The organism is Rhodococcus sp. 15-2388-1-1a (genome assembly GCF_002259145.1).
Lineage (GTDB): Bacteria > Actinomycetota > Actinomycetes > Mycobacteriales > Mycobacteriaceae > Rhodococcoides.
Genome location: NZ_NPFP01000008.1, coordinates 506,175 through 532,976 on the forward strand (window position 1 = coordinate 506,175; position 26,802 = coordinate 532,976).

The 26,802-nt window shown below is 65.2% G+C and carries 27 protein-coding genes and 4 tRNA genes; 23 read left to right on the plus strand and 8 right to left on the minus strand.

All coding sequences use genetic code 11. The features are described 5' to 3' along the window. Nucleotides 1–3 precede the first annotated feature (3 nt). Nucleotides 4–1,017, plus strand: a complete 1,014-nt coding sequence (zapE, locus tag CH302_RS06900; RefSeq protein ID WP_037189441.1) for a cell division protein ZapE — start codon at nucleotides 4–6, stop codon at nucleotides 1,015–1,017. 7 nt (nucleotides 1,018–1,024) lie between these two features. On the opposite strand, the gene CH302_RS06905 is transcribed toward zapE, so the two are convergent. The 4 genes from CH302_RS06905 to CH302_RS06920 are packed head-to-tail and all read right to left on the minus strand — an operon-like array spanning nucleotide 1,025 to nucleotide 3,002. Continuing rightward, nucleotides 1,025–1,552 carry a GNAT family N-acetyltransferase gene (locus tag CH302_RS06905; RefSeq protein WP_037189440.1) on the minus strand — a complete coding sequence of 176 codons (528 nt, stop codon included), beginning with the start codon at nucleotides 1,550–1,552 and terminating at the stop codon, nucleotides 1,025–1,027. After that, nucleotides 1,549–2,001, minus strand: a complete 453-nt coding sequence (locus tag CH302_RS29555; RefSeq protein ID WP_052047498.1) for a hypothetical protein — start codon at nucleotides 1,999–2,001, stop codon at nucleotides 1,549–1,551. The genes CH302_RS06905 and CH302_RS29555 overlap by 4 nt, the downstream gene beginning before the upstream one ends. A gap of 16 nt (nucleotides 2,002–2,017) precedes the next feature. After that, nucleotides 2,018–2,725 carry an alpha/beta hydrolase family protein gene (locus CH302_RS06915; RefSeq protein ID WP_037189439.1) on the minus strand — a complete coding sequence of 236 codons (708 nt, stop codon included), beginning with the start codon at nucleotides 2,723–2,725 and terminating at the stop codon, nucleotides 2,018–2,020. Then, a complete protein-coding gene (locus tag CH302_RS06920; RefSeq protein ID WP_230596216.1) occupies nucleotides 2,718–3,002 on the minus strand; it encodes a hypothetical protein in 285 nt (94 codons plus the stop codon). Before CH302_RS06920 ends, CH302_RS06915 begins: the two co-directional genes overlap by 8 nt. A gap of 214 nt (nucleotides 3,003–3,216) precedes the next feature. On the opposite strand from CH302_RS06920, the gene CH302_RS06925 reads away from it, so the two are divergent. Then, nucleotides 3,217–4,086, plus strand: a complete 870-nt coding sequence (locus CH302_RS06925) for a bile acid:sodium symporter family protein (protein ID WP_037190071.1) — start codon at nucleotides 3,217–3,219, stop codon at nucleotides 4,084–4,086. 79 nt (nucleotides 4,087–4,165) lie between these two features. Here the strand turns inward: CH302_RS06925 and CH302_RS06930 are convergent. The 3 genes from CH302_RS06930 to CH302_RS06940 form a co-directional block, all read right to left on the minus strand. Next, a tRNA-Val gene (locus CH302_RS06930) sits at nucleotides 4,166–4,240 on the minus strand. Between the two features lie 37 nt (nucleotides 4,241–4,277). Beyond that, nucleotides 4,278–4,348: transfer RNA gene (locus CH302_RS06935), tRNA-Cys, on the minus strand. A 17-nt stretch (nucleotides 4,349–4,365) separates the two neighbouring features. After that, nucleotides 4,366–4,437 (minus strand) — tRNA-Gly (locus tag CH302_RS06940). A gap of 243 nt (nucleotides 4,438–4,680) precedes the next feature. On the opposite strand from CH302_RS06940, the gene CH302_RS06945 reads away from it, so the two are divergent. The 9 genes from CH302_RS06945 to pdxS all read left to right on the plus strand — a co-directional run bounded on the left by CH302_RS06945 (nucleotide 4,681) and on the right by pdxS (nucleotide 12,861). Beyond that, a tRNA-Val gene (locus tag CH302_RS06945) sits at nucleotides 4,681–4,752 on the plus strand. A 116-nt stretch (nucleotides 4,753–4,868) separates the two neighbouring features. Then, the gene (locus tag CH302_RS06950) at nucleotides 4,869–5,270 is read left to right on the plus strand and encodes a TIGR02611 family protein (protein WP_037190070.1); all 402 of its coding nucleotides are present in this window, start codon (nucleotides 4,869–4,871) and stop codon (nucleotides 5,268–5,270) included. 102 nt (nucleotides 5,271–5,372) lie between these two features. Next, complete coding sequence (gene thrS, locus CH302_RS06955) at nucleotides 5,373–7,433, plus strand: threonine--tRNA ligase (RefSeq protein ID WP_037189438.1); 2,061 nt, start codon at nucleotides 5,373–5,375, stop codon at nucleotides 7,431–7,433. Between the two features lie 2 nt (nucleotides 7,434–7,435). Beyond that, nucleotides 7,436–7,978, plus strand: a complete 543-nt coding sequence (locus tag CH302_RS06960; protein WP_037189437.1) for an HIT family protein — start codon at nucleotides 7,436–7,438, stop codon at nucleotides 7,976–7,978. 25 nt (nucleotides 7,979–8,003) lie between these two features. Then, entirely contained in the window at nucleotides 8,004–8,687 is a 684-nt protein-coding gene (gene pgsA / locus CH302_RS06965; protein WP_037189436.1) for a phosphatidylinositol phosphate synthase, read from the plus strand. Beyond that, entirely contained in the window at nucleotides 8,684–9,589 is a 906-nt protein-coding gene (locus CH302_RS06970) for a phosphatidylinositol mannoside acyltransferase (protein ID WP_037189435.1), read from the plus strand. Before pgsA ends, CH302_RS06970 begins: the two co-directional genes overlap by 4 nt. Continuing rightward, entirely contained in the window at nucleotides 9,586–10,710 is a 1,125-nt protein-coding gene (locus CH302_RS06975; RefSeq protein WP_037189434.1) for a glycosyltransferase family 4 protein, read from the plus strand. Before CH302_RS06970 ends, CH302_RS06975 begins: the two co-directional genes overlap by 4 nt. Further along, entirely contained in the window at nucleotides 10,710–11,735 is a 1,026-nt protein-coding gene (locus tag CH302_RS06980) for an NUDIX hydrolase (RefSeq protein WP_037189433.1), read from the plus strand. The genes CH302_RS06975 and CH302_RS06980 overlap by 1 nt, the downstream gene beginning before the upstream one ends. A gap of 184 nt (nucleotides 11,736–11,919) precedes the next feature. Then, on the plus strand, nucleotides 11,920–12,861 hold the full coding sequence (gene pdxS, locus CH302_RS06985) for a pyridoxal 5'-phosphate synthase lyase subunit PdxS (RefSeq protein ID WP_082323586.1): 942 nt from the start codon (nucleotides 11,920–11,922) through the stop codon (nucleotides 12,859–12,861). A gap of 10 nt (nucleotides 12,862–12,871) precedes the next feature. On the opposite strand, the gene CH302_RS06990 is transcribed toward pdxS, so the two are convergent. Then, entirely contained in the window at nucleotides 12,872–13,522 is a 651-nt protein-coding gene (locus CH302_RS06990; protein ID WP_230596215.1) for a hypothetical protein, read from the minus strand. A 41-nt stretch (nucleotides 13,523–13,563) separates the two neighbouring features. Here CH302_RS06990 and CH302_RS06995 point away from each other — a divergent pair, with 41 nt between their 5' ends. The 12 genes from CH302_RS06995 to CH302_RS07050 all read left to right on the plus strand — a co-directional run bounded on the left by CH302_RS06995 (nucleotide 13,564) and on the right by CH302_RS07050 (nucleotide 26,767). Beyond that, nucleotides 13,564–14,415 carry an acyl-CoA thioesterase gene (locus CH302_RS06995; RefSeq protein WP_037189431.1) on the plus strand — a complete coding sequence of 284 codons (852 nt, stop codon included), beginning with the start codon at nucleotides 13,564–13,566 and terminating at the stop codon, nucleotides 14,413–14,415. Next, complete coding sequence (gene pdxT, locus CH302_RS07000) at nucleotides 14,412–15,014, plus strand: pyridoxal 5'-phosphate synthase glutaminase subunit PdxT (protein WP_037189430.1); 603 nt, start codon at nucleotides 14,412–14,414, stop codon at nucleotides 15,012–15,014. Before CH302_RS06995 ends, pdxT begins: the two co-directional genes overlap by 4 nt. 87 nt (nucleotides 15,015–15,101) lie before the next feature. Then, on the plus strand, nucleotides 15,102–15,860 hold the full coding sequence (locus CH302_RS07005; protein ID WP_037189429.1) for a YebC/PmpR family DNA-binding transcriptional regulator: 759 nt from the start codon (nucleotides 15,102–15,104) through the stop codon (nucleotides 15,858–15,860). A 106-nt stretch (nucleotides 15,861–15,966) separates the two neighbouring features. After that, nucleotides 15,967–16,584, plus strand: coding sequence for a crossover junction endodeoxyribonuclease RuvC (gene ruvC, locus CH302_RS07010; RefSeq protein ID WP_037189428.1), 618 nt, complete (start codon nucleotides 15,967–15,969; stop codon nucleotides 16,582–16,584). Next, a complete protein-coding gene (gene ruvA, locus CH302_RS07015) occupies nucleotides 16,581–17,186 on the plus strand; it encodes a Holliday junction branch migration protein RuvA (RefSeq protein ID WP_037189426.1) in 606 nt (201 codons plus the stop codon). Before ruvC ends, ruvA begins: the two co-directional genes overlap by 4 nt. A gap of 54 nt (nucleotides 17,187–17,240) precedes the next feature. Further along, nucleotides 17,241–18,269 (plus strand): Holliday junction branch migration DNA helicase RuvB, encoded by a 1,029-nt coding sequence (ruvB, locus tag CH302_RS07020; RefSeq protein WP_052047563.1) that lies wholly within the window; start codon nucleotides 17,241–17,243, stop codon nucleotides 18,267–18,269. A 138-nt stretch (nucleotides 18,270–18,407) separates the two neighbouring features. Next, a complete protein-coding gene (yajC, locus tag CH302_RS07025) occupies nucleotides 18,408–18,818 on the plus strand; it encodes a preprotein translocase subunit YajC (protein WP_037189424.1) in 411 nt (136 codons plus the stop codon). Between the two features lie 161 nt (nucleotides 18,819–18,979). Then, nucleotides 18,980–20,773 (plus strand): protein translocase subunit SecD, encoded by a 1,794-nt coding sequence (gene secD, locus CH302_RS07030; RefSeq protein ID WP_176460656.1) that lies wholly within the window; start codon nucleotides 18,980–18,982, stop codon nucleotides 20,771–20,773. 1 nt (nucleotide 20,774) lies between these two features. Further along, nucleotides 20,775–21,956, plus strand: coding sequence for a protein translocase subunit SecF (secF, locus tag CH302_RS07035; protein WP_037189423.1), 1,182 nt, complete (start codon nucleotides 20,775–20,777; stop codon nucleotides 21,954–21,956). Nucleotides 21,957–21,980: 24 nt separating this feature from the next. Next, a complete protein-coding gene (locus CH302_RS07040; RefSeq protein ID WP_037189422.1) occupies nucleotides 21,981–23,684 on the plus strand; it encodes an ABC transporter substrate-binding protein in 1,704 nt (567 codons plus the stop codon). After that, the gene (locus CH302_RS07045) at nucleotides 23,681–24,220 is read left to right on the plus strand and encodes an adenine phosphoribosyltransferase (RefSeq protein ID WP_037189421.1); all 540 of its coding nucleotides are present in this window, start codon (nucleotides 23,681–23,683) and stop codon (nucleotides 24,218–24,220) included. The genes CH302_RS07040 and CH302_RS07045 overlap by 4 nt, the downstream gene beginning before the upstream one ends. Nucleotides 24,221–24,292: 72 nt before the next feature. Next, nucleotides 24,293–26,767: a RelA/SpoT family protein gene (locus tag CH302_RS07050; RefSeq protein WP_094649915.1), complete on the plus strand. Its 2,475-nt coding sequence runs from the start codon at nucleotides 24,293–24,295 to the stop codon at nucleotides 26,765–26,767. The last annotated feature ends 35 nt before the right edge of the window (nucleotides 26,768–26,802 follow it).

Here is a 26,802-nt window from a genome sequence, read left to right on the forward strand (position 1 = left end):
CAAATGCCCGCACGCCTTGTCGACCGAAATCCCGTGGTCCCCTCCGATCAGCTGATCGCGCAGATGGTCCCGCCGGCGATGTTCGACGACGTCAGTTTCGCCTCGTACATTCCCGACCCCAAGGAGCCGACGCAGGCTGCTGCGGTCGCGAAGGCCGAGGAGTTCGCGAACAAGGTGCAGAAGATCCGCGGCAAGGGCAAGCGCGGCCTCTTCGGCAAGAAGACCCCGGCCATCGGTGCAGGCCTGTACCTCGACGGTGGCTTCGGCGTCGGCAAGACCCACTTGCTCGCCTCGATCTACCACAGCGTTCCCGAGCCCAAGGCGTTCGGCACGTTCGTCGAGCTCACCCACGTGGTCGGTGCCCTCGGCTTCAACAAGGCACTCGAAGAACTCTCGAACCACAGCGTGTTGTGCATCGACGAGTTCGAGCTGGACGATCCCGGCGACACGATGTTGGTCTCGCGGTTGCTCTCCGAGCTCTCGCAGCGCGGAGTGTCCATCGTCGCGACCTCGAACACCTTGCCCGGGCAGCTCGGTGAGGGTCGCTTCGCTGCCGAGGACTTCATGCGGGAGATCAAGAAGCTCGGTTCGATCTTCGAGTCCATCCGCGTCGACGGCCCCGACTACCGCCACCGCGATCTGCCCCCGGCTCCCGAGCCCACGTCCGAGTCCGAGCTGATCGACCGCGCCGATACTGTCGAGGGCGCAACTTTGGACGATTTCGACGAGCTGCTGGCGCATCTGAGCACTCTGCACCCCTCGCGCTACGGCAAGTTGCTCGACGGCATTCCTGCGGTGTTCTTGAAGAACGTGCACCCGGCATCGGATCAGGCCATCGCCCTGCGCCTGGTCGTTCTCGCCGACCGCCTGTACGACGCGGGCATCCCGGTGACGGCCTCGGGCGGCAAGCTCGACGAGATCTTCACCGAGGAGATGTTGGCCGGCGGCTACCGCAAGAAGTACCTGCGCGCCACCTCGCGTCTGCTCGCGTTGTCCCGTTTCGCTGCAGTCGGCTGAGCTGTCGTCACAGCCGCACCTGCATGACGTAGTCGTCGTGCGTCTGGACCCCGACGACGAACGTCTTGGTGCCCACGATCTCGAAGCCGTGTTTGGCGTAGAACTTCTGGGCCCGCACGTTCTGCTGATTGACACCCAACCATGCTGTCGCACAACCGGAGTCACGTGCATGGGCGAGCGATGACGTCATCAATCGCCCTGCTGCTCCGCTGCCGTGCTGGGTCGGCCGCACATAGAGTTTGCTGATCTCCGTGGTCGGATGGTGCGAGAGGGTCGCGCGAATGTCCGGGTCCGTAGGAGTTCCCGACACGAGCATCGCATAGCCAACGACGTCGGCATCGACGGTTTCGTCGACGAGGACCGTCCGGGCAGCGTCGGCGATGTAGTTCTCGAAGTGCTCGGCCGACAACACGGTGGAGATGAACTGCTCGATGTCCTCGGGCCGGGTTCCCGGCGGGCAGGCGAGCGGAAAAGTCGACGCGGCCACCTCGGCGACGCGATGTGCATCGGCGAGTGCTGCCACGCGCACGGTCACAGCAGATCCACCGCGTTCTTGGCATCGCTCAACGACAGACCGGTTCGGTCGCGAAGCAGCTTGATCGCCGAGATCGCTTTGCCCTCCGATTTCAGTGACTGCAATCGCGGGATCAGATCGTCCCAGGGTGTCGGACCGGAGTGAGCGGCGTCGACGATGGTGGCCGAGGACGGAAAGGGCTCGCCGCGTTGGACGCTTTCGATCGCGTTCTTCGCGTCGAGGAGACCGGCACCTGTCCGTTGACGAAAGACCTTGATGGCCTGGATCTTCTTGTTCGCGGCAAGCAGCCGATGAATATCTGCGCGGGCACCCTCGTCGAGACCGACGAGCCCGATGGTGTGCGAGCCCGCCGGGGACGTGCCGGGCTTCTTGCGGGCCAGCAGCCACGCTGCCAGCACTGCGGCGTCGACGAGGACCAACGCCACGATGAACCATCCCCAGGTCGGCATGCCTTAGTAGACCACTTCAGCGCGACGGGTCGAAGAGCGGGACGACAACCGACGAATCGGACGTCGGGCCACCGAACAACGAGGAGGCACCGGCAAGGGTCTTCGTGGCTGCGTCGTACTTGATCGGAGCAAGGTCGTGGCCTGCACCCTCGATGTCGACAAGCAGTGTGGGGGCCGGGACGAGCGCGAGCGCAGCGATCGATTCGGCAGTGGTGCCGAAGGGATCCTTCGTGCCGTGCACCATCACCGTCGGTGTTCGCAGTTCGGGCAGGTGCTGGGTACGAGCTTTCTCCGGCTTGCCCGGCGGGTGCAGGGGATAGGAGGTCAGAACGAGTCCGTCGACGAGACCTGGTTGCTCGGCCGCGATCATCGACCCTTGTCTGCCACCGTAGGAATGCCCACCGAATGCGATGAATCCGCCGGTCTCGGCGCGAAGGCGGTCGACGGCAGCGGCGATGCCCAGCCGGTCCTCGGCCGACCGGGACGGGTGCGGCGGCCCCTTGGGCTTGCGTACTCGGAAAGGAAGGTCGAAACGCAGCACCGTGAAGCCGGCTGCTGTCCATACCGACGCCATGCGCTGCAGCAGAAGCGACTCGCAGTTGCCGCCCGCACCGTGCGTGAGAGCGAGGCCGCCCCGTGACGGCATCGAGGGGGTGTGCAGAAAGGCGACGCCCCCGCCGAGATCGATGTCGGCGGGGGCGTCGGGACCATCGAGTTCAGGCATCGTTCGAGGACGTTACCTTTTCCTGGGTGTCGGCGTGATCCGTGTCAGTAGGGCTGTCGGAGTCGGTGGAGTCCTGGTCATCGGCGTCCACCATCTCACCGTTGTCGTCGACCATGTCCGCGAAGGCGGTCCCGGCGACGGTGCCGTTGGTTCCCGGAAGGGCCACGGTGGGCCGGGCACCGGGGCGATACCGGTCGTCGAGGCCCTCGACGGACTTCTTCGCTTCCTCCAGGGTGGCGTCGTCGACTGTGGGTTCGCTCTGAGCATCGTCCGACACGTGAGTGTCCTTCCATCGAAGTGTGTGCGTCATCTCCACTGTGCACTTCTATGGCGTGAATCACCACAATTGATTTCGGGATGCGCGCCGATGACCCGTCGCAAAGGTCGAATCGACCGCCGAACAACTCATTTCCATTCTCTTCGTCGAACTCTCGCCAGAAACGGACGAATGCCGCACACTCATGTCACGTTTCCCGCACCAGAAGGAATCCATGGACGACTCGGTATTGATCTCGACGTTTCTGCCCATCGCACTCGCGATCATCATGTTCGGACTCGGACTGTCGCTGACCGTCGAGGATTTCCGACGCACCGCGCGCACGCCGCGGGCCGTTGTGATGGCCCTGGCTCTCCAAATCTTGGTTCTTCCCGTTCTCGCATTCGGACTGATTCTGCTGTTCGACCTGCCGCCATTGCTGGCTGTCGGAGTGATGCTGCTGGCCGCCTCGCCGGGCGGGACCACCGCGAACCTGTTCTCGCACCTGTTCCGTGGGGACGTCGCGCTCAACATCACATTGACTGCGGTCAATTCGGTTCTGGCGGCCGTGACCATTCCCGTCATCACCAACTTCGCCATCGCTTACTTCGATGCAGACGGTGAATTGGGCCTGCAGTTCGGCAAAATAGTGCAGGTCATAGCCATCGTGCTGATTCCGGTGGCACTCGGAATGCTGGTGCGCAGTCGCTCCGTGGCGTTCGCCGAACGCGCGGATCGACCGGTGCGGATCTTCTCGATCGTCATCTTGGTGTTGGTGGCGGTCGGCGCTCTTGTCGGCGAGCGATCCAACGTTGTCGGTTACCTCGAACAGGTCGGACTGGTGACGGGGTTGTTCTGCTTCGCAAGCCTGGCCATCGGTTACGGTGCTGCGCGACTGCTGAAGATGGGTGAGCCGCAGTCCATCGCGATCTCGATGGAAATCGGAATCCATAACACCACCGTTGCCCTCACGGTCGCGTTGAGCGTGCTCGAAAGCACCGAGGTGGCGATACCGGCCGCCGTCTACTCGTTCCTCATGTACGTATTGGCCACAGCATTCGGCTATCTGGTCACCGGACGGACCCGCACACGGGTCTCGTCATGACGTCGGGCAGACGGATCGAATGCGACTCCAGCACAAACAAGTCAGGCCCCCTCGAAAGGGGGCCTGACTTGTCTTGCTGTGGTGCGCGATACTGGGATTGAACCAGTGACCTCTTCCGTGTCAGGGAAGCGCTCTCCCGCTGAGCTAATCGCGCGTGTCCTCGCATCGATCTTGCAACCGATGCACTAGCGAGGTGGAGACGGGAATCGAACCCGTGTGCACGGCTTTGCAGGCCGTTGCCTCACCACTCGGCCACTCCACCATGGGTCGAGACCCTCGAGCGGATGACGGGATTCGAACCCGCGACCCTCACCTTGGCAAGGTGATGCGCTACCACTGCGCCACATCCGCATACCCCGGAGGCGCTCACTGCTGGGCAGTTGTTGTCTCCGTGGTGCGGGGAAAACATTAACCCAACGGGAGTGAAACTCACAAATCTCGTGGTCAGGCATCGAATTCGGTAGATCGGCGCGTGTGAAAGGTGTGAAAGCAGAGGCGAGAGCAGCCCTGCGGAGGCAGTCCGTCGACGTGTTCGGCGATCGGATAGGCGATTCGGTTCGCCGCGGCACCTCGTGTTAATGTTTTGCCTCGTTCGGTCCCGTGGCTCAGTGGGAGAGCGTCCGCTTCACACGCGGAAGGTCGCTGGTTCGATCCCAGCCGGGACCACAGAAAAGAAGGCCCGCACCGCCAGTCGGTGCGGGCCTTCTTTCGTTCGAGGCCGGTAACCTGAGCCGGTGAGCACCGAACAGTCGAAGCCCCGGGTCGTCGCCGACCAGGGTCCGATGGACACAGCCAAGGTGAAGCACCGGCGTTTCCGGGCGCGCATCGCCGAGAACAAGTCCCTCGATCTCGCGTACCGAATAACGGTCGGCGTGGTCGGAACAGTCGTGTTGGTGCTGGGCGTACTCGCCATTCCGTACCCGGGGCCCGGCTGGCTGATCGTGTTCGCAGGCCTGGGCATCCTGGCGTCGGAATTCGCGTGGGCCAAGAGTGCGCTGCGGTTCGTCCGCAAGAGATACGACGCCTTCATGGCGTGGTTCTCGAAGCAGTCCATGTTCGTGAAGGGTCTCGGCGTGCTGTTCACCACCGTCGTCGTGCTGGCAACACTGTGGTTGCTGGGCACGTTCGCGTTGGTCGGGGGCTGGATCGGGCTCGACTGGACGTGGCTCGAAAGCCCGATCTGACGTCACTCGTCGCGCTGAGGCCAATCGAGTGGACTGTTGCCGATAGGCTGTCGGAGGCCTTCCTGGCCAGAAGAACCGATCGAGGAGTACATCGCTGTGAGCATGCCCGTTGTCGCCGCTGTTTCGCCCGCCCGCATCATGGTGCCGGCCGGAACCACGGCAGGTACGGCGCTCCGCGACACCGGCCTGCCGAACAAGGGACCCGACGCCATCGTCGTCGTGCGCGATCCCGACGGCAAGCTCCGTGACCTGTCCTGGGCACCGGAGGACGACACCGAGGCCGAGCCCGTTCCGGCGAACACCGAGGACGGACGAAGCGTCATCAGGCACTCGGCTGCGCACGTGCTTGCGCAGGCCGTTCAAGAGCTCTTCCCCGACGCCAAGCTGGGCATCGGACCGTTCATCAAGGACGGCTTCTACTACGACTTCGACGTGAAGCAGCCATTCACTCCCGAGGATCTGACGGCACTCGAGAAGAAGATGAAGCAGATCGTCAAAGCCGGACAGCGTTTCTCGCGTCGGGTGTACGAGTCGGTGGAGCAGGCCCGCGAGGAGTTGGCGAACGAGCCGTACAAGCTCGAACTGATCGACGACAAGTCCGGCATCGACGATCCCGAGGTCATGGAGGTCGGTGGGGGAGAGCTGACCGCCTACGACAACCTCAATCCCCGGACCGGCGAGCGCATCTGGGGCGACCTGTGCCGCGGACCGCACATCCCCACCACCAAATACGTGCCCGCGTTCAAGCTCACCCGCAGTTCGGCTGCGTACTGGCGCGGCAATCAGGACAACGCCGGACTGCAGCGCATCTACGGAACTGCGTGGGAGTCCGCCGAAGCACTCGACGCTCATCTCGAACTGCTGGCGGAGGCGGAACGTCGCGATCACCGCAAGCTCGGATCCGAGCTGGACCTGTTCAGCTTCCCCGACGAACTGGGCTCGGGTCTTCCGGTGTTCCATCCCAAGGGTGGCGTGATCCGCAACGAGCTGGAGAATTACTCGCGCCAGCGGCACATCGAAGAGGGCTACGAGTTCGTCAACACCCCGCACATCACCAAGGGCCATCTCTACGAGGTCTCCGGTCACCTCGACTGGTACCGGGACGGCATGTTCCCGGCGATGCACCTGGACGCCGAACTCGACGAGAACGGCGACGTGCGCAAGCCCGGCCAGGATTACTACCTCAAGCCGATGAACTGCCCGATGCACAACCTGATCTTCCGTTCCCGCGGCCGCTCGTACCGTGAACTGCCGTTGCGCCTGTTCGAGTTCGGCTCGGTCTACCGCTACGAGAAGTCCGGCGTTATCCACGGTCTGACCCGCGTGCGCGGCATGACCCAGGACGACGCACACATCTTCTGCACCCGTGAGCAGATGCGCGGCGAGCTCACCAGCACCCTCGAATTCGTTCTCGGGCTGCTCAAGGACTACGGCCTCGACGATTTCTACCTCGAACTCTCCACTCGCAACCCGGAGAAGTCGGTCGGCAGCGACGAGGTCTGGGAAGAAGCGACCAACACCCTCGCCGAGGTAGCGGCGGCGTCGGGCCTGAACCTGGTGCCCGATCCGGGTGGTGCCGCGTTCTACGGACCGAAGATCTCGGTGCAGGCCAAGGATGCTCTGGGGCGCACCTGGCAGATGTCGACCATTCAGCTCGACTTCAACCTGCCCGAACGCTTCGAGCTCGAATACACCGGCTCGGGCGGAACCAAGGAACGCCCGGTGATGATTCACCGCGCGCTGTTCGGTTCCATCGAACGCTTCTTCGGAGTGCTCACCGAGCATTACGCGGGCGCCTTCCCGGCCTGGCTCGCACCGGTCCAGGTCGTCGGAATCCCGGTTGCCGAGGTCTACCAGGACCACTTGTTCGCGGTGGTGAACGAGCTCAAGAAGCGCGGAGTGCGCGCCGAGGTCGATGCCAGTGACGACCGTATGCAGAAGAAGATCTTCAACCAGACCGCCCAGAAGGTCCCCTTCATGCTGCTCGCCGGCGAACGCGACGTCGAAGCCGGTGCCGTGAGCTTCCGATTCCGGGACGGCACTCAGGTCAACGGCGTCCCCGTGGCACAGGCCATCACTGTCGTCACCGACTGGATCTCCCAGCGCAACAACGCATCACCGACCGCCGAGCTCGTGCAGACCGAACCCGCAGGAGTGAGCTGATCATGTCGGAACAGGACGAGTCGATCGTCGTCACCGGAGCCGGTGAGCCCGATCGGCTGCAGCGACTGTGGACACCGCACCGGATGTCCTACATCGCCGAGGCTCCCCAGGGGTCGGCGAAGTCGAACGAGCCCTTCACCGACATTCCGAAGATGAGCGACGAGGACGGTCTCGTCGTCGCACGAGGCGAGTCGGTGTACGCGGTCCTCAACCTGTACCCCTACAACCCCGGCCACGCGATGATCGTCCCGTATCGCCGCGTCGCAGCACTGGAAGACCTCACGCCCGCGGAGAGCGCCGAGTTGATGGCATTCACTCAGCAGATGATTCGCGTCATCAAGCGGGTGTCACGTCCGCACGGTTTCAACGTGGGACTCAACCTGGGCGCAGCCGCGGGCGGGTCGTTGGCCGAGCACCTGCATCAGCACATCGTGCCCCGGTGGGGCGGCGACGCGAACTTCATCACCGTGATCAGCGGCGCAAAAGTCATGCCGCAGTTGCTCCGAGACACTCGGGCCCTGCTCGCGTCGGCCTGGAACGAATGAACCACAGGCGAGAGGAGCACGCGCCGTGCTGAGCATTTTCGGCCGTGCGCCGGTCTCGAAGGTGACCGCCCCGCTCGGGCGTGCCCTCAACAGCACCGGGCTGACCCCCAACTCCGTGACGATCATCGGCACCGTCGTCACCATCACGGCCGCGGTCACGATGTACCCCGCCGGCTACCTGTGGTGGGGTTCGGTCGTCATCACCCTGTTCGTGTTGTTCGACATGCTCGACGGTGCCATGGCGCGGGCTCGGGGCGGTGGGACGAAGTACGGTGCCGTCCTCGATGCGACGTGCGATCGAGTGGCCGACGGTGCGATCTTCGGCGGCCTGGCCTGGTGGGCGGTGTACTCCGAGCAGGACAAGCTACTGCTCGTTGCCACCCTGATCTGCCTGGTCACCTCCCAGGTGATCTCCTACGCCAAGGCGCGCGCCGAGGCCAGCGGACTCTCGGCCGACGGGGGTTGGATAGAACGCCCGGATCGCTTGGTCATCGTTCTCGTCGGTGCCGGATTCACCGGCGTCGGACGGCATTTCGACATCCCGTGGCTGGACAGCGTGATCTACCCGGCGATGTGGATTCTCGCCGCCCTGAGCATCGTGACCGTGTTCCAGCGCGTTCTGGCAGTCCGTGGATCCGAGGGTGCTCGCGACATCATCGTGCCTCCGGTGGCACCGGCATCCGACGACGGCGACGTGGCCGCGTCGTGAACGTCTCGGAAAGAGCCAGCGACCTCGGGTACGCAGCCGGGTGGCGACTTGTCCGATCGCTGCCCGAGGGTGTGGCGAGAAGTCTCTTCGATCGAGGCGCGGATTTTGCGTCCACCCGAAACGGTGGCCCAGACCAATTGCGCCGCAATCTCGCTCGTGTCCTCGGGACCACTCCAGCCGAAGTGCCCGACGAGCTGATACGCGACAGTGTTCGCTCCTACGCCCGGTACTGGCGTGAGGCGTTTCGGTTGCCGTCGATGGATCTGGCTGCGCAGGCCGCCGTCATCGATCGGTGCGTGAACGGCAAGGAACATCTCGAGGGTGCGCTCGCAGCCGGTAAGGGAGTGGTGCTGGCGTTGCCGCACAGCGGCAACTGGGACATGGCCGGAATGTGGCTGGTGCGCACGCACGGTGGGCTCTCGACCGTTGCCGAACGGCTGAAGCCGGAGTCCCTGTACCAGCGATTCGTCGCCTATCGGGAGAGCCTGGGCTTCGAGATCTTTCCACTCAGCGGCGGTGAGCAGCCGCCTCTTCTCGCGCTGTCCGAAAGGCTGCGCCAGAACAAGGTCGTCTGCCTGCTCGGCGAGCGAGACCTCGCCAAGCACGGAGTACCGGTCACCTTCTTCGGCGAACCGACCCGGATGCCCGCGGGCGCCGCGAAACTCGCGATCGACACCGGAGCGACTTTGCTGCCGGTGCACGGCTATTTCGACGGCGACGGCTGGGGCTTCGACATCTCGCCCGCCGTGGACGTCTCGGCCGGAGTCGGCCCCGCCACCCAGACGTTGGCCGACCATTTCGCTGCCGGAATCCGAGCCCATCCGGCGGACTGGCACATGCTGCAACCCCTGTGGATGAGCGACTGGTCGGCCGAGCGACGCGCCCGAATCGAGGGCGCGTGAAGATCGGCATGGTGTGCCCGTACTCGTTCGACGTTCCCGGTGGAGTGCAGGCGCACGTTCAGCAGTTGGCCGAGGTGTTCATCGAACGCGGACATCGCGTCAGTGTGCTGGCTCCGGCGTCGGAGGACGTCGAGTTGCCGGACTTCGTGGTGTCGGCGGGCGAGGCACTCGCCATTCCGTACAACGGATCCGTCGCGCGCCTGCGATTCGGACCGGTCACTTATTCTCGAATCCGTAAGTGGATCTCCGACAACGATTTCGACGTGCTGCACATCCACGAACCGAACGCGCCGAGCCTGTCGATGTTGGCGCTCAAGGCCGCCGACGGCCCGATCGTGGCAACCTTCCACACCTCGACGACGAAGTCCTTAATGCTCAGCACCTTTCAGGGTGTGCTGCGTCCGTACCACGAGAAGATCAGCGGCCGAATCGCCGTGTCCGAACTCGCCCGACGCTGGCAGGTCGAGGCCCTCGGCTCCGACGCCGTCGAGATCCCCAACGGAGTCGACGTGCCCGCGTTCGCCGATGCCCCTGTGCTGGAAGGCTATCCACGCGCCGGTCGCACGGTGCTCTTCCTCGGCCGTTTCGACGAACCGCGCAAGGGAATGGCCGTCCTGCTCGGTGCCCTTCCCACGCTCGTCGAATCCCATCCCGACATCGAGATCCTCATCGTCGGGCGCGGCGACGAGGACAAGCTACGCAAGGACGCAGGCGCACTCGCGTCGCACCTGACGTTCCTGGGGCAGGTGGACGACGCGACCAAGGCATCCGCGATGCGCAGCGCCGACGTCTACTGTGCACCCAACCTCGGCGGTGAGAGCTTCGGCATCGTCCTCGTCGAGGCCATGGCCGCCGGAACTCCAGTGGTGGCAAGCGAACTCGACGCATTCCGTCGAGTTCTGCGGGACGGCACCTGCGGGCTGCTGGTCCCGATCGACGATTCCGATGGCGTTGCCGCCGCAGTGACCTCGATCCTCTCCGACGACTCCGTTCGTGAGCGCCTGGTCGACGCCGCCTCGGTGGCCGTGGCCACCTACGACTGGCCCGTCGTCGCCGAGCAAATCCTGCGCGTCTACGAAACCGTCACCCTCGGGGGCCAGAAAGTGCGGGCGGCGAACTGATGACCCTCTCGGCGCTCACGATCCTGGTACTCGGGCTGGTCGCGGTACTGATCCTCGTCGTCGGCCTGTGGGCGTACGGAACGGCGAACCGACTCGACCGCCTCCACGTGCGCACCGACCTCGCCTGGCAGGCTCTCGACGCAGCACTCGCCCGCCGTGCCGTCGTCGCGCGAGCGGTGTCCGCTGCCACCCGAGACTCGGCCCCGTCGAGCAGAGAACTTGCCGCACTGGCCGATCGGGCCGAGCGCGTAGACCGGTCGCAGCGCGAAGAGGCCGAGAACGCGGTGTCCATGGCTCTGGCCGTCGTCGAACCGAACGCATTGCCGCCGCAACTGGTGGCCGAACTCGCCGACGCCGAGGCCCGCGTGCTGATCGCACGGCGTTTTCACAACGATGCCGTTCGCGACACCCTGGCGCTGCGCGTCAGACGCCCGGTCCGCTGGTTGCACCTCGGCGGAACCGCGGCCCTGCCGTCGTATTTCGAGATCGCCGAGCGGTCTGCTGCCGCGGCGTTCGGCAGCGAGAACCGCGCCACTCCGAGAACGTCTGCGCGGGTGGTGCTGCTCGACGAGCGTGGCCGCGTCCTGCTGCTGCGCGGACACGATCCGACGGTTCCCGACACGTTCTTCTGGTTCACCATCGGTGGGGCAGTGGAGAAAGGCGAGTCGCTCCGCGAGGCTGCGGTGCGTGAGGTACACGAAGAGACCGGCCTGACCGTCGCCGCGGCCGATCTGCGCGGTCCGCTGTGGCGCCGGGTTGCGACGTTCCCGTTCAACGGAACCCTGATTCGCTCCGAGGAACTGTTCTTCGCGCATCGAACGCAGGAGTTCGAGCCGCAGAGCGCCGGCTTCACCGACTTCGAGCGTCGCACCGTGACCGGCCACCAGTGGTGCACCGAGGCCGACATCCGTGCGCTGAGCGCCGTCGGCGAGAACGTCTATCCCCAGGATCTGGCCGAACTGCTCGACGAGGTCAACGTGGCTCTCGCTCGACGCGGCGACCCGGACGTGCGCGCTATCCGCTAGCAATCTGGACCCTTTTCGAGCAGTCCAGCAATCGTCAAGTGGTTATGGGGAACAGCCGCGTCGAGGCCTACAGTTCTGGGCGCGACTTCGCGCCGCGCGCAATCGTCCGCTCGTGCGCGGCCGGACGTGGTCGCACGTATCAATCCGGAGCACCACGAACGGTGCCCAGAACACAGGAGTTGGCTTGAGTACCCCACACGCATCCACTACACCCGCTGGATCGGCCGAAGGCGGGTCGAGCGAGAACGGAATCGGCACCGCGCGCGTCAAGCGGGGCATGGCCGAGATGCTCAAGGGTGGCGTCATCATGGACGTGGTCACCGCCGATCAGGCCAAGATCGCCGAAGACGCCGGAGCAGTGGCCGTCATGGCACTCGAGCGCGTCCCCGCCGACATTCGCGCTCAGGGTGGGGTGTCGCGCATGAGCGATCCCGACATGATCGACAGCATCATCTCCTCGGTCAGCATCCCGGTGATGGCGAAGGCCCGCATCGGCCACTTCGTCGAAGCGCAGATCCTGCAGAGCCTCGGCGTCGACTACATCGACGAGTCCGAGGTGCTCACCCCGGCCGATTACGCCAACCACATCGACAAGTGGAACTTCACCGTTCCTTTCGTCTGTGGTGCCACCAACCTGGGTGAGGCACTGCGTCGAATCACCGAGGGTGCGGCCATGATTCGCTCCAAGGGCGAGGCCGGAACCGGCGACGTCTCGAACGCGACGACGCACATGCGCAAGATTCGCGACGAGATCCGTCGTCTCACCTCGCTTCCCGAGGACGAGCTGTACGTGGCGGCGAAAGAACTGCAGGCCCCGTACGACCTCGTCGTCGAGGTCGCCCGGGCCGGCAAACTGCCCGTCACACTGTTCACCGCCGGCGGCATCGCGACTCCCGCAGACGCAGCGATGATGATGCAGCTCGGTGCCGAGGGCGTGTTCGTCGGATCGGGAATCTTCAAGTCCGGCAACCCCAAGGAGCGCGCCGAGGCGATCGTCAAGGCCACGACGTTCTTCGACGACCCCGACGTGCTCGCCAAGGTCTCGCGCGGTCTCGGCGAGGCCATGGTCGGAATCAACGTCGACGATCTCCCCGTCGGACACCGTCTCGCCGAACGTGGCTGGTGACAGTTTTACGTCAGTTGCGTTCGAGTGCCGGGCGGTCCGGATGGTCCCATCGGACCAGAAAATCCGGCCGCTCGGCCGAGGGGTCCAGGCTGTCGTAGTAGTCGATCAGTGGGGCGCACGTCCACTGATCGGCGGCGCTGGTTCTGCGGCGTAAAGCGCTCGCGGACAGGCGTAGATGCACCGACAGGTCGGCGTTCAATCCCCGTCCGAGCAGCATGGGTCCCGCGATCAGGACGATCTGATTCGCTGCCGCCGAGGCGCTGCGGGCCCGAGCCGAACGGTCGGCGGCCTCATCCCACAGTCGCGGTAGAAAGTGACCTCCGCCACCGGGCCGCAGTGGGACGATGACCTCTCGAACGAGGGCGTCGTAGTCGAACCACAGTGTGCGATAGCTCAATTCGTCGGTGCGCGAGTACTCGAATCGAATCGATGCAGGTCGGACGTAGTCGTGCAGGTCGACGACGGCAGCCGGACGGCCCCGTGAGCGGGCGTGTTCGGCTGTGCGCGAGGCGAAGTCGACCGGCCGCGCGGCATCCGCGCCGTCGATCACGATGATCGAGCGCGCCCCGTCCTGGCACGAATCGACGATCGACTCCACCAGAAGATCGGGAAATATCGGCACCGGTTGACCCACACCGACCATCTTGCCTGGTCCGTCCATTGTTAGCCTGAGCCGTTGTCACAGAAAGGTGGACACCAGCCATGGCCAGCATCGAGGACATTCTCGAATTGGAGCGGATCGAGAACGACATCTATCGGGGACGGACTTTCCCGAGTCGGCTGCCCCGTACGTTCGGCGGTCAGGTCGCGGGCCAGGCGCTCGTCGCGGCGGTGCGCACAGTGGCACCCGAGTTTCGTGTGCACTCGCTGCACGGCTACTTCCTGCGTCCGGGAAATCCGAACGAACCGGCCGTGTTCATGGTCGACCGGATTCGCGACGGACGTTCGTTCTGCACGCGCCGCGTCACCGGAATTCAGCACGGCAAGGCGATCTTCACGATGTCTGCCTCGTTCCACGGCGACGACGACGGCATTTCGCATCAGGACGTCATGCCCGAGGTCGTGGGGCCGGACAGCCTGCCCGATCCCACCACCCTCGCCGAGTACGACCACTCGTACTACAAGGAGTGGTCGGAATGGGACATCCGTCTCATTCCTGATGACCAGACCGTCAAGCATCCCAGTTTCGCTGCGCAGCAACGTGTGTGGTTCCGCTACCGAGACACGTTGCCCGACGATCAGGTGTTCCACGTCTGCGCACTCGCCTACATGAGCGACATGACGCTGCTCGGATCGGCCAAGGTGCCACACCCGGACGCCGTCACGCAGACGGCCTCGCTCGATCACGCGCTGTGGTTCCTTCGTCCCTTCCGGGCAGACGAATGGTTGCTCTACGACCAGACGTCGCCCTCGGCCGATTTCGGGCGCGCACTGACCCAGGGGCGAATCTTCGACACGTCCGGACGGCTGGTTGCCGCAGTGGTGCAGGAAGGTCTCATGCGGTACGAGCGGGACCCCGACGCGCCCCATGTCGATCCCTTCGGGCGCAAGTGAACGCTCCGACCATCGGAGTTCTCGCACTGCAGGGCGACGTTCGCGAACATCTGGCTGCGCTCGAGTCGAGCGGCGCGCGCGGTGTCACGGTGCGTCGGCCCGCCGAGCTCGCGCAGATCGACGGACTGATCATCCCCGGCGGGGAATCGACGACCATGAGTAACCTGCTCGCCGTGTTCGATCTCCTCGAACCGTTGCGCGCCCGGTTGGCCGACGGGCTGCCCGCCTACGGTTCGTGCGCGGGCATGATCCTGCTGGCGTCCGAGATTCTCGACACCAGGCCCGACGCCCGGCATCTCGATTCTCTCGACATCACCGTGCGACGCAACGCTTTCGGCCGTCAGGTCGATTCCTTCGAGACCGACCTCGACGTCACCGGCATCGCCGGTGGGCCGGTGCGGGCGGTGTTCATCCGAGCGCCCTGGGTGGAGCGGGTGGGCGAGCACGTCGAGGTGCTCGCCACGGTGCCGCACGGACCGGCCGCCGGACGCGTGGTGGCCGTTCGTCAGAACTCCGTTCTCGCGACGAGCTTTCACCCCGAGGTCACCGGCGACGATCGAGTACACGCACTCTTCGTCGACATGGTGCGAGGCCGCTAGAACCTTCGACGGTCGGTCGGTGCCGAGCGCCGAACCGGGCGAGTAAAGTCGACAACACTGATTTCGAGCAGGAAGGGGCCCTATCGCATGAGCGGCCACTCAAAATGGGCCACCACCAAGCACAAGAAGGCGGTGATCGACGCCCGACGCGGCAAGTCTTTCGCCAAGCTCATCAAGAACATCGAGGTGGCGGCCCGCACGGGTGGCGGTGACCCCACCGGCAACCCGACCCTCTTCGACGCCATTCAGAAGGCGAAGAAGACCTCGGTTCCGATCGACAACATCGAGCGGGCCCGTAAGCGCGGAGCGGGCGAAGAGACCGGTGGAGCCGACTGGCAAACCATCATGTACGAGGGCTACGGACCCAACGGTGTCGCCATTCTCATCGAGTGCCTCACCGACAACCGCAACCGCGCCGCAGGCGAGGTGCGTGTCGCGATGACTCGCAACGGCGGAAACATGGCCGACCCGGGTTCGGTGTCCTACCTGTTCTCGCGCAAGGGTGTGGTGACCCTCGAGAAGAACGGTCAGAGCGAGGACGACGTTCTGATGGCCGTTCTCGAAGCCGGTGCCGAGGAAGTCAACGACAACGGTGACACCCTCGAGATCGTCAGCGAGCCGACCGACCTGATCGCCGTGCGCACCGCGTTGCAGGAGGCCGGAATCGACTACGACTCGGCCGAGGCGAGCTTCCAGGCGTCGGTGAACGTTCCGGTCGATGCCGACGGTGCACGCAAGGTGTTCAAGCTCATCGATGCACTCGAAGACAGTGACGACGTCCAGAACGTGTGGTCCAACGTCGACCTCTCCGACGAGGTCATGGCGGAGCTCGACGCAGAGGACTGAGCCTGGCGCACCCGACGACGTGATCGACCGGGTGTCGTATCCCTGATCCGACGGTGGGCTCCGCTACGCTATCGAACAACAGTTCGTAAGCGGAAGGTGTGGTGGCGTGCGGGTGATGGGTGTCGACCCCGGTCTCACCAGGTGTGGGCTCAGTCTGATCGAGGGTGGCGTGGGCCGAACGGTGGTCGCGCTCGATGTCGATGTGGTGCGGACGCCCGCGGACATGGATCTCGCGCAGCGTCTGCTGAGGATTTCCGAGGCCGCGGAGTACTGGCTCGATACCCACAAGCCCTCGGTGGTCGCGATCGAGCGAGTCTTCGCCCAACACAATGTGCGGACGGCGATGGGCACGGCCCAGGCCGGTGGCGTCATCGCCCTCGCGGCGGCCAGGCGCGGCGTCGACGTCTGCTTCCACACTCCCAGCGAGGTCAAGGCCGCAGTCACGGGCAACGGCTCGGCCGACAAGGCTCAGGTGACCGCCATGGTCATGCGCATTCTCGGCCTGCAGACCGCACCGACTCCCGCCGACGCGGCCGACGCTCTGGCCCTCGGCATCTGTCACTGCTGGCGAGCGCCCATGATCGCCCGGATGGCGAAGGCCGAAGCGATGGCCGCCGAACAGAAACGCAAGTACGACGCGCGTCTGGCCGAGGAGCGCAAGGCGCGTGCCGTCGTGGCACGCAGGATCGAGAAGATGGCCAAGAAGGAGGCGGGCGCACGATGATCGCGTCGATCAGGGGTTCGGTGTTCGACATCGCGCTCGATCACGCCGTGCTCGAGGCGGCGGGCGTCGGGTACCGGGTCAACGCCACTCCGGCGACGTTGGCCACGCTGCACCGGGGGAGCGAAGCGACCCTTTTGACGACCATGATCGTGCGTGAGGATTCGCAGACGCTGTACGGGTTCCCCGACAAGGAGTCGCGTGAGCTGTTCGAGTTGCTCCTCACCGTGACCGGCGTCGGCCCGCGAATCGCCATGGCAACTCTTGCTGTACACGAGCCCGATGCGCTGCGAACTGCGTTGGCGGACAGTGATATCGGAGCTCTGACAAGGGTGCCCGGTATCGGGAAGCGCGGCGCGGAGAGAATGGTCGTCGAGCTGCGCGACAAGGTCGACGCGGTGGTCGGACGAGCCGGAAGCGCGGCCGTGCCGGGATCCGGTGCGGGCAATTCGATGCGAGACCAGATCGTCGAAGCGCTGATCGGTCTCGGATTCCCCACGAAGCAGGCCGAGGAAGCAACCGACGCGGTACTCGCTCAGCAGCCGGAGGCCACGACGTCGACCGCGTTGAGGTCGGCGCTGGCGTACCTCGGCAAGTCCAGGTAGGCCCGGGTGACCGAGGACGACCAGTTCGCCGAATCCCAGGTCGGTGCGGACGCGATGTCCGACGACTTGGACGTCGAAACGAGTCTGCGTCCGAAGAACCTCACCGATTTCATCGGCCAACCTCGCGTGCGGGAGCAGCTCCAACTCGTGTTGTCGGGTGCCAAGATGCGCGGCGGCACCCCTGATCACATCCTCATGTCCGGGCCGCCGGGCCTCGGCAAGACCAGTATGGCGATGATCATCGCCGCAGAGCTGGGAACCTCGCTACGGCTCACGTCGGGTCCGGCGCTCGAGCGGGCAGGCGATCTGGCGGCGATGCTCAGCAACCTGGTCGAAGGGGACGTGCTGTTCATCGACGAGATCCATCGCATCGCCCGTCCGGCCGAGGAGATGCTGTACCTGGCGATGGAGGATTTCCGGGTCGACGTCATCGTCGGCAAGGGGCCGGGAGCGACGTCGATTCCACTCGAGGTCGCGCCGTTCACCCTCGTCGGCGCCACCACCAGGTCGGGTGCGCTGACCGGGCCGTTGCGCGATCGGTTCGGATTCGTGGCGCACATGGATTTCTACGAGCCCAGCGAGCTCGAACGAATCCTGATGCGGTCGGCAGGGATTCTGGGCGTACCGATCGACCGGGACGGCTGCGCAGAGATCGCCGGGCGCTCGCGCGGAACCCCCCGAATCGCGAACCGATTGCTCCGTCGAGTCCGCGACTACGCGGACGTCCGTGGCGACGGCACTGTCACCCAGGACACCGCGAAGGCCGCGCTGGTGGTCTACGACGTCGACAAACTCGGGCTCGACCGACTCGACCGCGCAGTACTGAGCGCGCTCATCCGGAGCTTCGGCGGGGGACCGGTGGGTGTATCGACACTGGCCGTCGCCGTCGGCGAGGAACCGTCGACGGTCGAAGAAGTGTGCGAGCCGTTCCTGGTGCGTGCCGGAATGATCGCCCGTACCCCCCGCGGGCGCGTCGCGACCGCTGCTGCGTGGCAACACCTCGGTCTGACGCCGCCGCCGGACCTCGCAGTGGGTGGAATTTCGGTCCGATCCTCGGAGGTCCAGCAGGGATTATTCGAATGAATCGGGCACAACGGGACACGAACGGACCGGACCGGTTCCAGGTAATGGCACACTGGGTAGCTGCGAGGCCCGCACCGGCGACGTTCTCGCACGAGACAATGACGTATTTCGAACCCGACTTCGAGGACTGACCTTCCGATGGATTTGCTGTTTCCGCTGCTGATCGTGGCCCTTCTGGTACCGCTGTTTCTCAATGCGCGTCGACAGAAGAAGGTGTTGGCCAAGACCACGGAAATGCAGGACTCGCTGAAGATCGGCGACGAGGTCGTCACCACCGCAGGACTGTATGCCCGCGTCGTCCTGGTCGAGGACGACACGATCGACCTGGAGATCGCCGACGGCGTCATCACCACCTGGTCGCGTGCAGTCGTACGTGAGGTGTTGCCCGACGACACCGAGTTCGACGACACCGACATCGACGCGGCCACCGAGGCGGACCTCGCGGCCCTCGGCTCGAACGACACCGCGGGTCCGTCCCTGAGCAAGGCAGACGCGACCCGGCCGGACGAGACGATCGAGCAGACGTCGAAGAGGCTCGAAAAAGAGTGAGCACGATGTGAACGAACCGCTGTCGGAGACAGTATCCGGCAGCGGTTTTCTCTGCGGTGACCGATGTGGTGCACAATCGCACCGCTCACTGCTGACACAGCGGGCCGCCAGGCCCTGCAGGAACCGACACTTTCCATCGCCTCAGAGGAGAAACACACACCGTGGCACCTTCCAGCGGACCGGTGCAACCCGCCCGCTATCTCGCCGTTTTTGCGGTGCTGATGGCAGCGGTGTACGCCATGGTCTTCTTCACCGGAGACAAAGACCCCTCGCCGAAGTTGGGAATCGACCTGCAGGGCGGCACACGCGTGACACTCACCGCGCGGACCCCCGACGGCAATGCACCGACGCAGGACAGCTTGAAGCAGGCGCAGCAGATCATCGAGACCCGCGTCAACGGTCTCGGTGTCTCCGGCTCCGAGGTGGTCATCGACGGTGACAACCTCGTCATCACGGTGCCCGGCGACGACAGCTCCCAGGCGCGCACCCTCGGGCAGACCGCGCGACTGTTCATCCGGCCCGTCGTTGGATCCGTTGCTCCGTCGACGGGCGAGGGTGCTGGCACGCAGCAGACCCCGGTCGACCCGGCCGCGCCGGTCGACCCGGCCGCGCCGGTCGATCCTGCGGCACCGGCAGACCCTGCTGCTTCGGCGGATCCGGCTGCGCCCGCAGATCCGGCCACTCCGCAGAACCGTGTGTTCCCGGCGCAGGATCCGTCTGCGGTCGATCCGACGCCTGCTCCTGCGACCGACGCACCCGCTACAGACGAACCCGCGACAGACGATCCCGCCGCGGATGCTTCGCTGTCCGACGCGGATCGCGCTGCCCAGGAGATCGCCGACGCCAAGACGCTTCGGCAGAGCGAAGACCCGCAGGTCCAGCAGCTCGCGATGCAGTCCCTCGACTGCAACGCAGCAGACCCGCTCGCCGGTAACGACGATCCGGCGCTGCCCCTCGTGGCGTGCTCGACCGACGGAACAGCCGTCTACCTGCTCGGTCCCACGATCATCGACGGTCAGCAGATATCCGACGCCACCTCCGGCTTCGACAGTCAGCAGGCCCAGTTCCAGGTCAGCCTGACGTTCGACTCGGAAGGCTCGAACACCTGGGCTCAGTTCACCGCGGCCAATCTGCAGAAGCAGGCGGCGTTCGTGCTGGACTCGAAGGTGATCAGTGCACCGGTCATTCAGGGGGCCACCCCAGCGGGCAGCGCCACCTCGATCACCGGCAACTTCAACAACCAGACCGCGTCCGAGCTCGCCAACACCCTCAAGTACGGCTCTTTGCCGCTCTCCTTCGTGTCCTCCGAGGCCGAGACGGTGTCGGCAACACTGGGATTGGCCTCGCTCGAAGCAGGTCTGCTCGCCGGTGCCATCGGACTGGCGCTGGTGTTGGTCTACTGCCTGCTCTACTACCGTGCCCTCGGGCTGCTCACTGCGCTGTCGTTGGCGCTGGCCGGTCTCGTGGTCTACGGAATCATCGTTCTGTTGGGCCGATGGATCAGCTTCACACTCGACCTCGCAGGCATCGCAGGCCTGATCATCGGTATCGGTATGACCGCGGACTCGTTCGTGGTGTTCTTCGAGCGCATCAAGGACGAGATCAGGGAGGGCCGCAGCTTCCGATCGGCGGTTCCTCGCGGTTGGGCACGCGCCCGCAAGACGATCCTGTCGGGCAATGCGGTGAGCTTCATCGCTGCCGCAGTGCTCTACGTGTTGGCGGTCGGTCAGGTCCGCGGCTTCGCGTTCACCCTCGGACTGACGACGATCCTGGACATCATCGTCGTGGTGCTGGTGACATGGCCGCTGGTGTACCTGGCATCGAAATCCACGTTCTGGTCCAAGCCGTCCGTCAACGGACTCGGTGCCGTCCAGCAGATCGCGCTCGAACGCAAGCGCGCAGCCAACAAGGCACTCGCCGTCAAGACCGGCACTGCGCCGTCGAAGGAGGCATGACATGTCGGACACGACCACGTCGACCCCATCGCCCCTCGACGATTCGGGTGTCGATCAGTCCACCCAGCCGAAGCACAGCTGGCTGTCCAGGTTGTACACCGGTACCGGTGCCTTCGACATCGTCGGTCGTCGCCGGTTCTACTACATCCTCACCGGCGTCATCGTGCTGGTGTGCCTGCTGAGTTTCCTCGTTCGCGGCTTCACCCTCGGTATCGACTTCGAGGGCGGAACCCGGATCGCGCTGCCCGCGGCCGACAACATCACTACCGAGCAGGTCGAGACCGTGTACGACGACGCGCTCGGCATGCCGCCGGTGTCGGTACAGACCGTCGGTGCGGGTGCCGCAGCAACGGTGCAGATTCGCTCCGAAGCTCTCGACCCCGCCGAAGTGGACACTCTTCGCCAGGCGTTGTTCGAGGCATTCCAGCCGCAGGACAATTCGGGTACCGCGACCCCCAACGCCATCAGCGTGTCGGACGTCAGCGAGACCTGGGGCAGCCAGATCACCCAGAAAGCTCTGATCGCGCTCGTAGTCTTCCTGGTCATCGTCAGCATCTACATCGCTGTCCGGTACGAGCGAGACATGGCGTTGGCGGCGCTGGCCGCCTTGGGATTCGACCTCCTGGTGACCGCAGGCGTGTACTCGCTCGTCGGATTCGAGGTGACGCCGGCAACCGTGATCGGCCTGCTGACAATCCTCGGTTTCTCGCTGTACGACTCGGTGGTGGTGTTCGACAAGGTCGAGGAGAACACCCGCGGCATCCTGAACCTGCATCGCAAGACGTACGCCGAACAGGCGAACCTGGCCGTCAACCAGACCCTGATGCGCTCGATCAACACCACCGTGATCGGTGTCCTCCCGGTGATCGCACTCATGATCATCGCGGTATGGCTACTCGGAGTGGGCACGCTGAAGGATCTGGCTCTGGTGCAGTTGGTCGGCATGATCGTCGGTGCCTACTCGTCGATCTTCTTCGCCACTCCGTTGCTGGTGACGCTCAAGGAGAAGTGGGGCCCCGTCGCAGTCCATACCCGCAAGGTCCACTCCAAGCGCGCCGAAGCGGCAGCCCGCGCAGCCGGCCTCGCTCCGGAGCCGGTTGCCGTCGGTGTGGCCGCCCCGAAGGCGTCGGCTCCGCAGCCGGGCAACCGCCCCACCGGGAAACGAAACAAGAAGCGTCGGTAGAACCACCCTCGACAGGGACGGAGAGTGCACGTGAGACGACGGTGGAGCGCGGCACTGGTGGCAGCGAGTGTCGGCGCAGTGTCCATCACTGCGTGTTCGTCGCCCGAGGACAAGGTGCCCTCGATCGGCTACTCGTTCGACAACGTGGTGAACACGTACAACGCCAGAACCGTCGACGGCGCGGCGTCGGGAGCCCGGCAGGCGTTCACTCGGGTGCAGGTGGGCTTCAGCTACCTCGGGCCCGAGGGAGACGCGTTGTCGGACAACGACATCGGAACAGCCACGGTGGTTCCCGGTGACACGCTGACCGTGCAGTACTCCATCGCCCCGGCCGCGACGTACTCCGACGGTGCGCCGATGGCCTGCGACGACCTGGTGTTGGCCTGGGCGGCGAACAGCGGAAGGTTCGCCACCGACCGCCCCCTGTTCGACGCGGCGTCGACAGCCGGGTACTCCGACATCGAGCGCATCGATTGTGTTCCTGGGGCCAAGGAAGCCACGGTCGTCTTCGCGTCCGGCCGCAGCTACCAGAACTGGCGCGCCCTGTTCGGTGCCACCGACCTGCTACCGGCGCACGTCGCGGCTCGGGCTGCGGGCGTGCCGAACGTCGTCGATCCCATCCTGGGCGAGGACGACGACGTGGTGAGCCGCATCGCCGGCTTCTGGAACACCGGATGGACCCTGACACCGGGCTCGATCGACCTCTCGCTACTGCCCTCGGCCGGCCCGTACCGGGTCGAGTCCTACTCCGCCGAGGACGGTCTCGTGCTCGTGGCGAACGACGCCTGGTGGGGAAACCCGCCCGAGACCGCGCAGGTGGTCGTCTGGCCCAAGGGCACCGACCTGACGGCGAAGGCTGCGGACGGCTCGCTGGACGTGATCGACCACGGGGCCGGTGCCGTCGATCTCGGGACCCCCGAGGGATTCACGACCACCGAGCAACCGTCGCGAGGCGTCGAGCAATTGACGTTCGCAACCCAGGGGGTGTTGGCCGACGCGAGTGCGCGTCGAGCAGTGGCCGCGTGCATCCCGAGATCGGATCTGTTCGACACGTTGGGTCACCCCGGTTTCGAGGCGGCTGCGGCGGGCCTCGGCTCGGGCCTCGTCGACTCTCGTCTCGTCCAGCCCGACACACTCGAGTACCCATCGGTCGCAGCGGTGGTGGGTGATCGATACCAGCGTTCGGACCTGGACCAGGCGGGCCGAGAACTGGAGGCCGCAGGCGCGGACGCACTGACCGTTCGTGTCGGCTACCGGGGACCGGACGCGCGCCGCGCCCAGGTGGTGAGTCGCATGGCTGCCGATTGCGCGGCCGCAGGCATCACCGTCGAGGACGCGAGCTCACCGGACTTCACACCGTCCGCCCTGCGGGCCGGGGCGGTCGATGCCGTCCTCGGTAGCAGCGGATCGCTTCCCGGACCGTCGGGTTCGGCTCCCGCGGTCACCGCACGGTATTCGTTGCGGACGGGCATCGGTCTGAACGTCGGCGGATACAGCAACGGCAGGATCGACTCCATCGTCGATCAGTTGGCGGTGACCGACGATCCCGAGCGCATTCTGGCGCTGGCCACCGAGGGCGAGAACATCCTGTGGAACGACATGCCGTCGCTTCCCCTGTACAACGAGCCGCGTACGACTGTCGTCAGTGACGGCATGCAGGACGTGGTGCCCAACCCGACGGCCGCTGGTGCCGGATGGAACATGGATCGGTGGGTGCTTCTTCGATGAACGACGCAGGCGGTGCAGTGGGTGCTGCCGCTGCCGTGACCAGGCTGACGCGGTGGGTCGACGACTTCCCCGTCCCCGGTGTGCGCTTCGGCGATCTGACACCGGTGTTCGCTGACGGGCCGGCGTTACGCAGTGTCGTGTCGGAGCTGGCGCAAGGGTTCGAGGACGTCGACCTGGTGGCGGGTATCGACGCACGGGGATTCCTGCTGGGGGCCGGAGTCGCCCTCGAACTCGGGTGCGGTGTGCTCGCGGTGCGCAAGGCGGGAAAGCTTCCGCCTCCGGTGCATTCACGGTCGTACGATCTCGAGTACGGAACCGCCGAACTGCAGATCCCGACTGCGATCGACGTGGCCGGACGACGAGTTCTGGTGGTCGACGACGTGCTGGCGACCGGCGGTACCGTCGATGCGACGGCTCGGTTGTTGGCCGAGCAGGGCGCGGTGATCGCCGGTGCTGCTGTGGTTCTCGAGATCGCTGTTCTGGGTGGGCGCGACAAGTGCAGTGGCTACCCGCTCGGCTGCCTGGTTCGAGTATGAGGACTAAAGTCTCTTTCACAATGCGTTGATGTTCCGGCGTCAGCGCGGAACGTGTGGCAGGAGGTGATGAGAGTGACCCGTTACATCGATCAGCCCTTGCCCGATCGGCCTGCCGTCCCCGAGCGGCCCGCAGTTGCCGATCAGACCGGCGTTACCGATCGGACCGGTGGACTCGTCACGACCGACGAGGCCGCGTCCGGAGATGCAGGCCCGGCCGTCGACACTCCGGTTTCCCGCGATCCGGTGGCGTCCGATTCGCAGGTGCCGTCGGGAACCCGTAACTCGGCACCTGTCCCCACTTCGGCGTCGCGGCGGGTGCGAGCACGTCTGGCGCGCCGCATCACCGCTGGACGCAGCGCCGCGGTCAAGCCGGTGCTCGAGCCACTGGTGAGCCTGCACCGCGAGCTCTATCCCAAGGCCGACCTGGCGTTGCTGCAGCGGGCCTACGACGTGGCGGACGAGCTGCATGCGTCGCAGATGCGCAAGTCCGGGGACCCCTACATCACGCATCCGCTCGCCGTGGCCAACATTCTGGCCGAGTTGGGGATGGACACGACCACTCTGGTTGCGGCGCTGCTGCACGACACTGTCGAGGACACCGGATATTCGCTCGCCAAGTTGACCGAGGAATTCGGCGACGAGGTGTCTCATCTCGTGGACGGAGTGACCAAGCTCGACAAGGTCGTGCTCGGAACCGCGGCCGAGGGCGAGACGATCCGCAAGATGATCATCGCGATGGCGCGAGATCCACGGGTGTTGGTCATCAAGGTCGCCGATCGGTTGCACAACATGCGCACCATGCGGTTCCTGCCTCCGGAGAAGCAGGCGCGCAAAGCCAAGGAGACGCTGGAAGTCATTGCGCCGCTTGCTCATCGGCTCGGGATGGCCACGGTCAAGTGGGAGCTCGAAGACCTGGCGTTCGCGATTCTTCATCCGAAGAAGTACGACGAGATCGTGCGTCTCGTCGCCGATCGTGCGCCGTCCCGCGACACCTACCTCGAAAAGGTTCGGGCCGAGATCAACGCGACACTCGCCGCGTCGCGAATCAGTGCCGTCGTCGAGGGTCGCCCGAAGCACTACTGGTCGATCTACCAGAAGATGATCGTCAAGGGCCGCGACTTCGACGACATCCACGACCTCGTCGGCGTCCGCATTCTGTGCGACGAGATCCGTGACTGCTATGCCGCTGTCGGCGTGGTCCATTCGTTGTGGCAGCCGATGGCGGGCCGTTTCAAGGACTACATCGCGCAGCCGCGTTACGGGGTCTACCAGTCGCTGCACACCACGGTGATCGGCCCCGAGGGCAAGCCCCTCGAGGTGCAGATCCGCACGCGCGACATGCACCGCACAGCCGAGTTCGGCATCGCTGCGCACTGGCGTTACAAGGAGACCAAGGGCAAGCATTCGCAGGACAATGCCGAGGTCGACGACATGGCGTGGATGCGTCAGCTTCTCGACTGGCAGCGAGAAGCCGCCGATCCGGGGGAGTTCCTCGAGTCGCTGCGCTACGACCTCGCGGTCAAGGAGATCTTCGTCTTCACCCCCAAGGGTGATGTCGTCACCCTGCCTGCCGGATCGTGTCCGGTCGACTTCGCGTACGCGGTGCACACCGAGGTGGGGCATCGCTGTATCGGCGCGCGGGTCAACGGTCGACTCGTCGCACTGGAACGGACTCTCGACAACGGTGAAGTGGTCGAGGTGTTCACCTCGAAAGCCGCCACTGCCGGTCCCAGTCGGGACTGGCAAGGGTTCGTCGCCTCCCCGAGAGCCAAGACCAAGATTCGCCAGTGGTTCGCCAAGGAGCGGCGCGAGGAAGCCCTGGAGGCAGGCAAGGACGGCATCGCCAAGGAGGTTCGTCGAGGCGGACTTCCCTTGCAGCGCTTGATGAATGCCGAGTCCATGTCGGCGATCGCGCACGAACTACGGTACGTCGACGTCTCCGCGCTCTACACCGCGGTCGGCGAGAATCATGTGTCCGCCCGCCACGTGGTGCAGCGACTGGTCGCCCATCTCGGTGGCGTCGGCGATGTCGAGGAGGAGCTCGCCGAGCGGTCGACACCGTCGACGATCCCGACTCGACCCCGTCAGGTCGGCGACGCGGGAGTGCTGGTCACCGGTGCCGAGGGTGTTGTCGCGAAACTGGCGAAGTGCTGCACTCCGGTGCCGGGAGACGAGATCCTCGGATTCGTCACCCGTGGTGGATCGGTGAGTGTCCACCGCACCGACTGCACCAACGCACGCTCGCTCGAAGAGCAGTCCGAACGGTTCATCGAAGTTCAGTGGGCACCGTCGGCGTCCTCGGTGTTCCTGGTCGCCATTCAGATCGAGGCACTCGACCGTCACCGGCTGCTCTCCGACGTCACCAAGGCGCTCGCCGACGAGAAGGTCAATATTCTCTCGGCGTCCGTCGCGACGTCGGGGGACCGGGTTGCGATCAGCAAGTTCACGTTCGAGATGGGCGACCCGAAGCACCTCGGGCATGTGCTGAACGTCGTGCGCAACGTCGAGGGAGTGTACGACGTGTACCGCTTGACGTCTGCGGCCTGAGCGGCAGTCCACGGAAGCAACGAGAGGGTGAGCAG

Bases quoted from the DNA above. Each gene is read 5' to 3' on its own strand.
- thrS (WP_037189438.1), top strand. From the start codon at position 5,373: ATGCCCGTTGTCGCCGCTGTTTCGCCCGCCCGCATCATGGTGCCGGCC.
- CH302_RS29555 (WP_052047498.1), bottom strand. From the start codon at position 2,001: ATGCCGACCTGGGGATGGTTCATCGTGGCGTTGGTCCTCGTCGACGCC.
- yajC (WP_037189424.1), top strand. From the start codon at position 18,408: ATGGATTTGCTGTTTCCGCTGCTGATCGTGGCCCTTCTGGTACCGCTG.
- ruvB (WP_052047563.1), top strand. From the start codon at position 17,241: ATGTCCGACGACTTGGACGTCGAAACGAGTCTGCGTCCGAAGAACCTC.
- CH302_RS06925 (WP_037190071.1), top strand. From the start codon at position 3,217: ATGGACGACTCGGTATTGATCTCGACGTTTCTGCCCATCGCACTCGCG.
- CH302_RS06950 (WP_037190070.1), top strand. From the start codon at position 4,869: ATGGACACAGCCAAGGTGAAGCACCGGCGTTTCCGGGCGCGCATCGCC.
- ruvA (WP_037189426.1), top strand. From the start codon at position 16,581: ATGATCGCGTCGATCAGGGGTTCGGTGTTCGACATCGCGCTCGATCAC.
- CH302_RS07005 (WP_037189429.1), top strand. From the start codon at position 15,102: ATGAGCGGCCACTCAAAATGGGCCACCACCAAGCACAAGAAGGCGGTG.
- CH302_RS06915 (WP_037189439.1), bottom strand. From the start codon at position 2,725: ATGCCTGAACTCGATGGTCCCGACGCCCCCGCCGACATCGATCTCGGC.
- secF (WP_037189423.1), top strand. From the start codon at position 20,775: ATGTCGGACACGACCACGTCGACCCCATCGCCCCTCGACGATTCGGGT.
- CH302_RS06990 (WP_230596215.1), bottom strand. From the start codon at position 13,522: ATGGACGGACCAGGCAAGATGGTCGGTGTGGGTCAACCGGTGCCGATA.
- CH302_RS07045 (WP_037189421.1), top strand. From the start codon at position 23,681: ATGAACGACGCAGGCGGTGCAGTGGGTGCTGCCGCTGCCGTGACCAGG.
- zapE (WP_037189441.1), top strand. From the start codon at position 4: ATGCCCGCACGCCTTGTCGACCGAAATCCCGTGGTCCCCTCCGATCAG.
- CH302_RS06960 (WP_037189437.1), top strand. From the start codon at position 7,436: ATGTCGGAACAGGACGAGTCGATCGTCGTCACCGGAGCCGGTGAGCCC.
- CH302_RS06980 (WP_037189433.1), top strand. From the start codon at position 10,710: ATGACCCTCTCGGCGCTCACGATCCTGGTACTCGGGCTGGTCGCGGTA.
- CH302_RS06995 (WP_037189431.1), top strand. From the start codon at position 13,564: ATGGCCAGCATCGAGGACATTCTCGAATTGGAGCGGATCGAGAACGAC.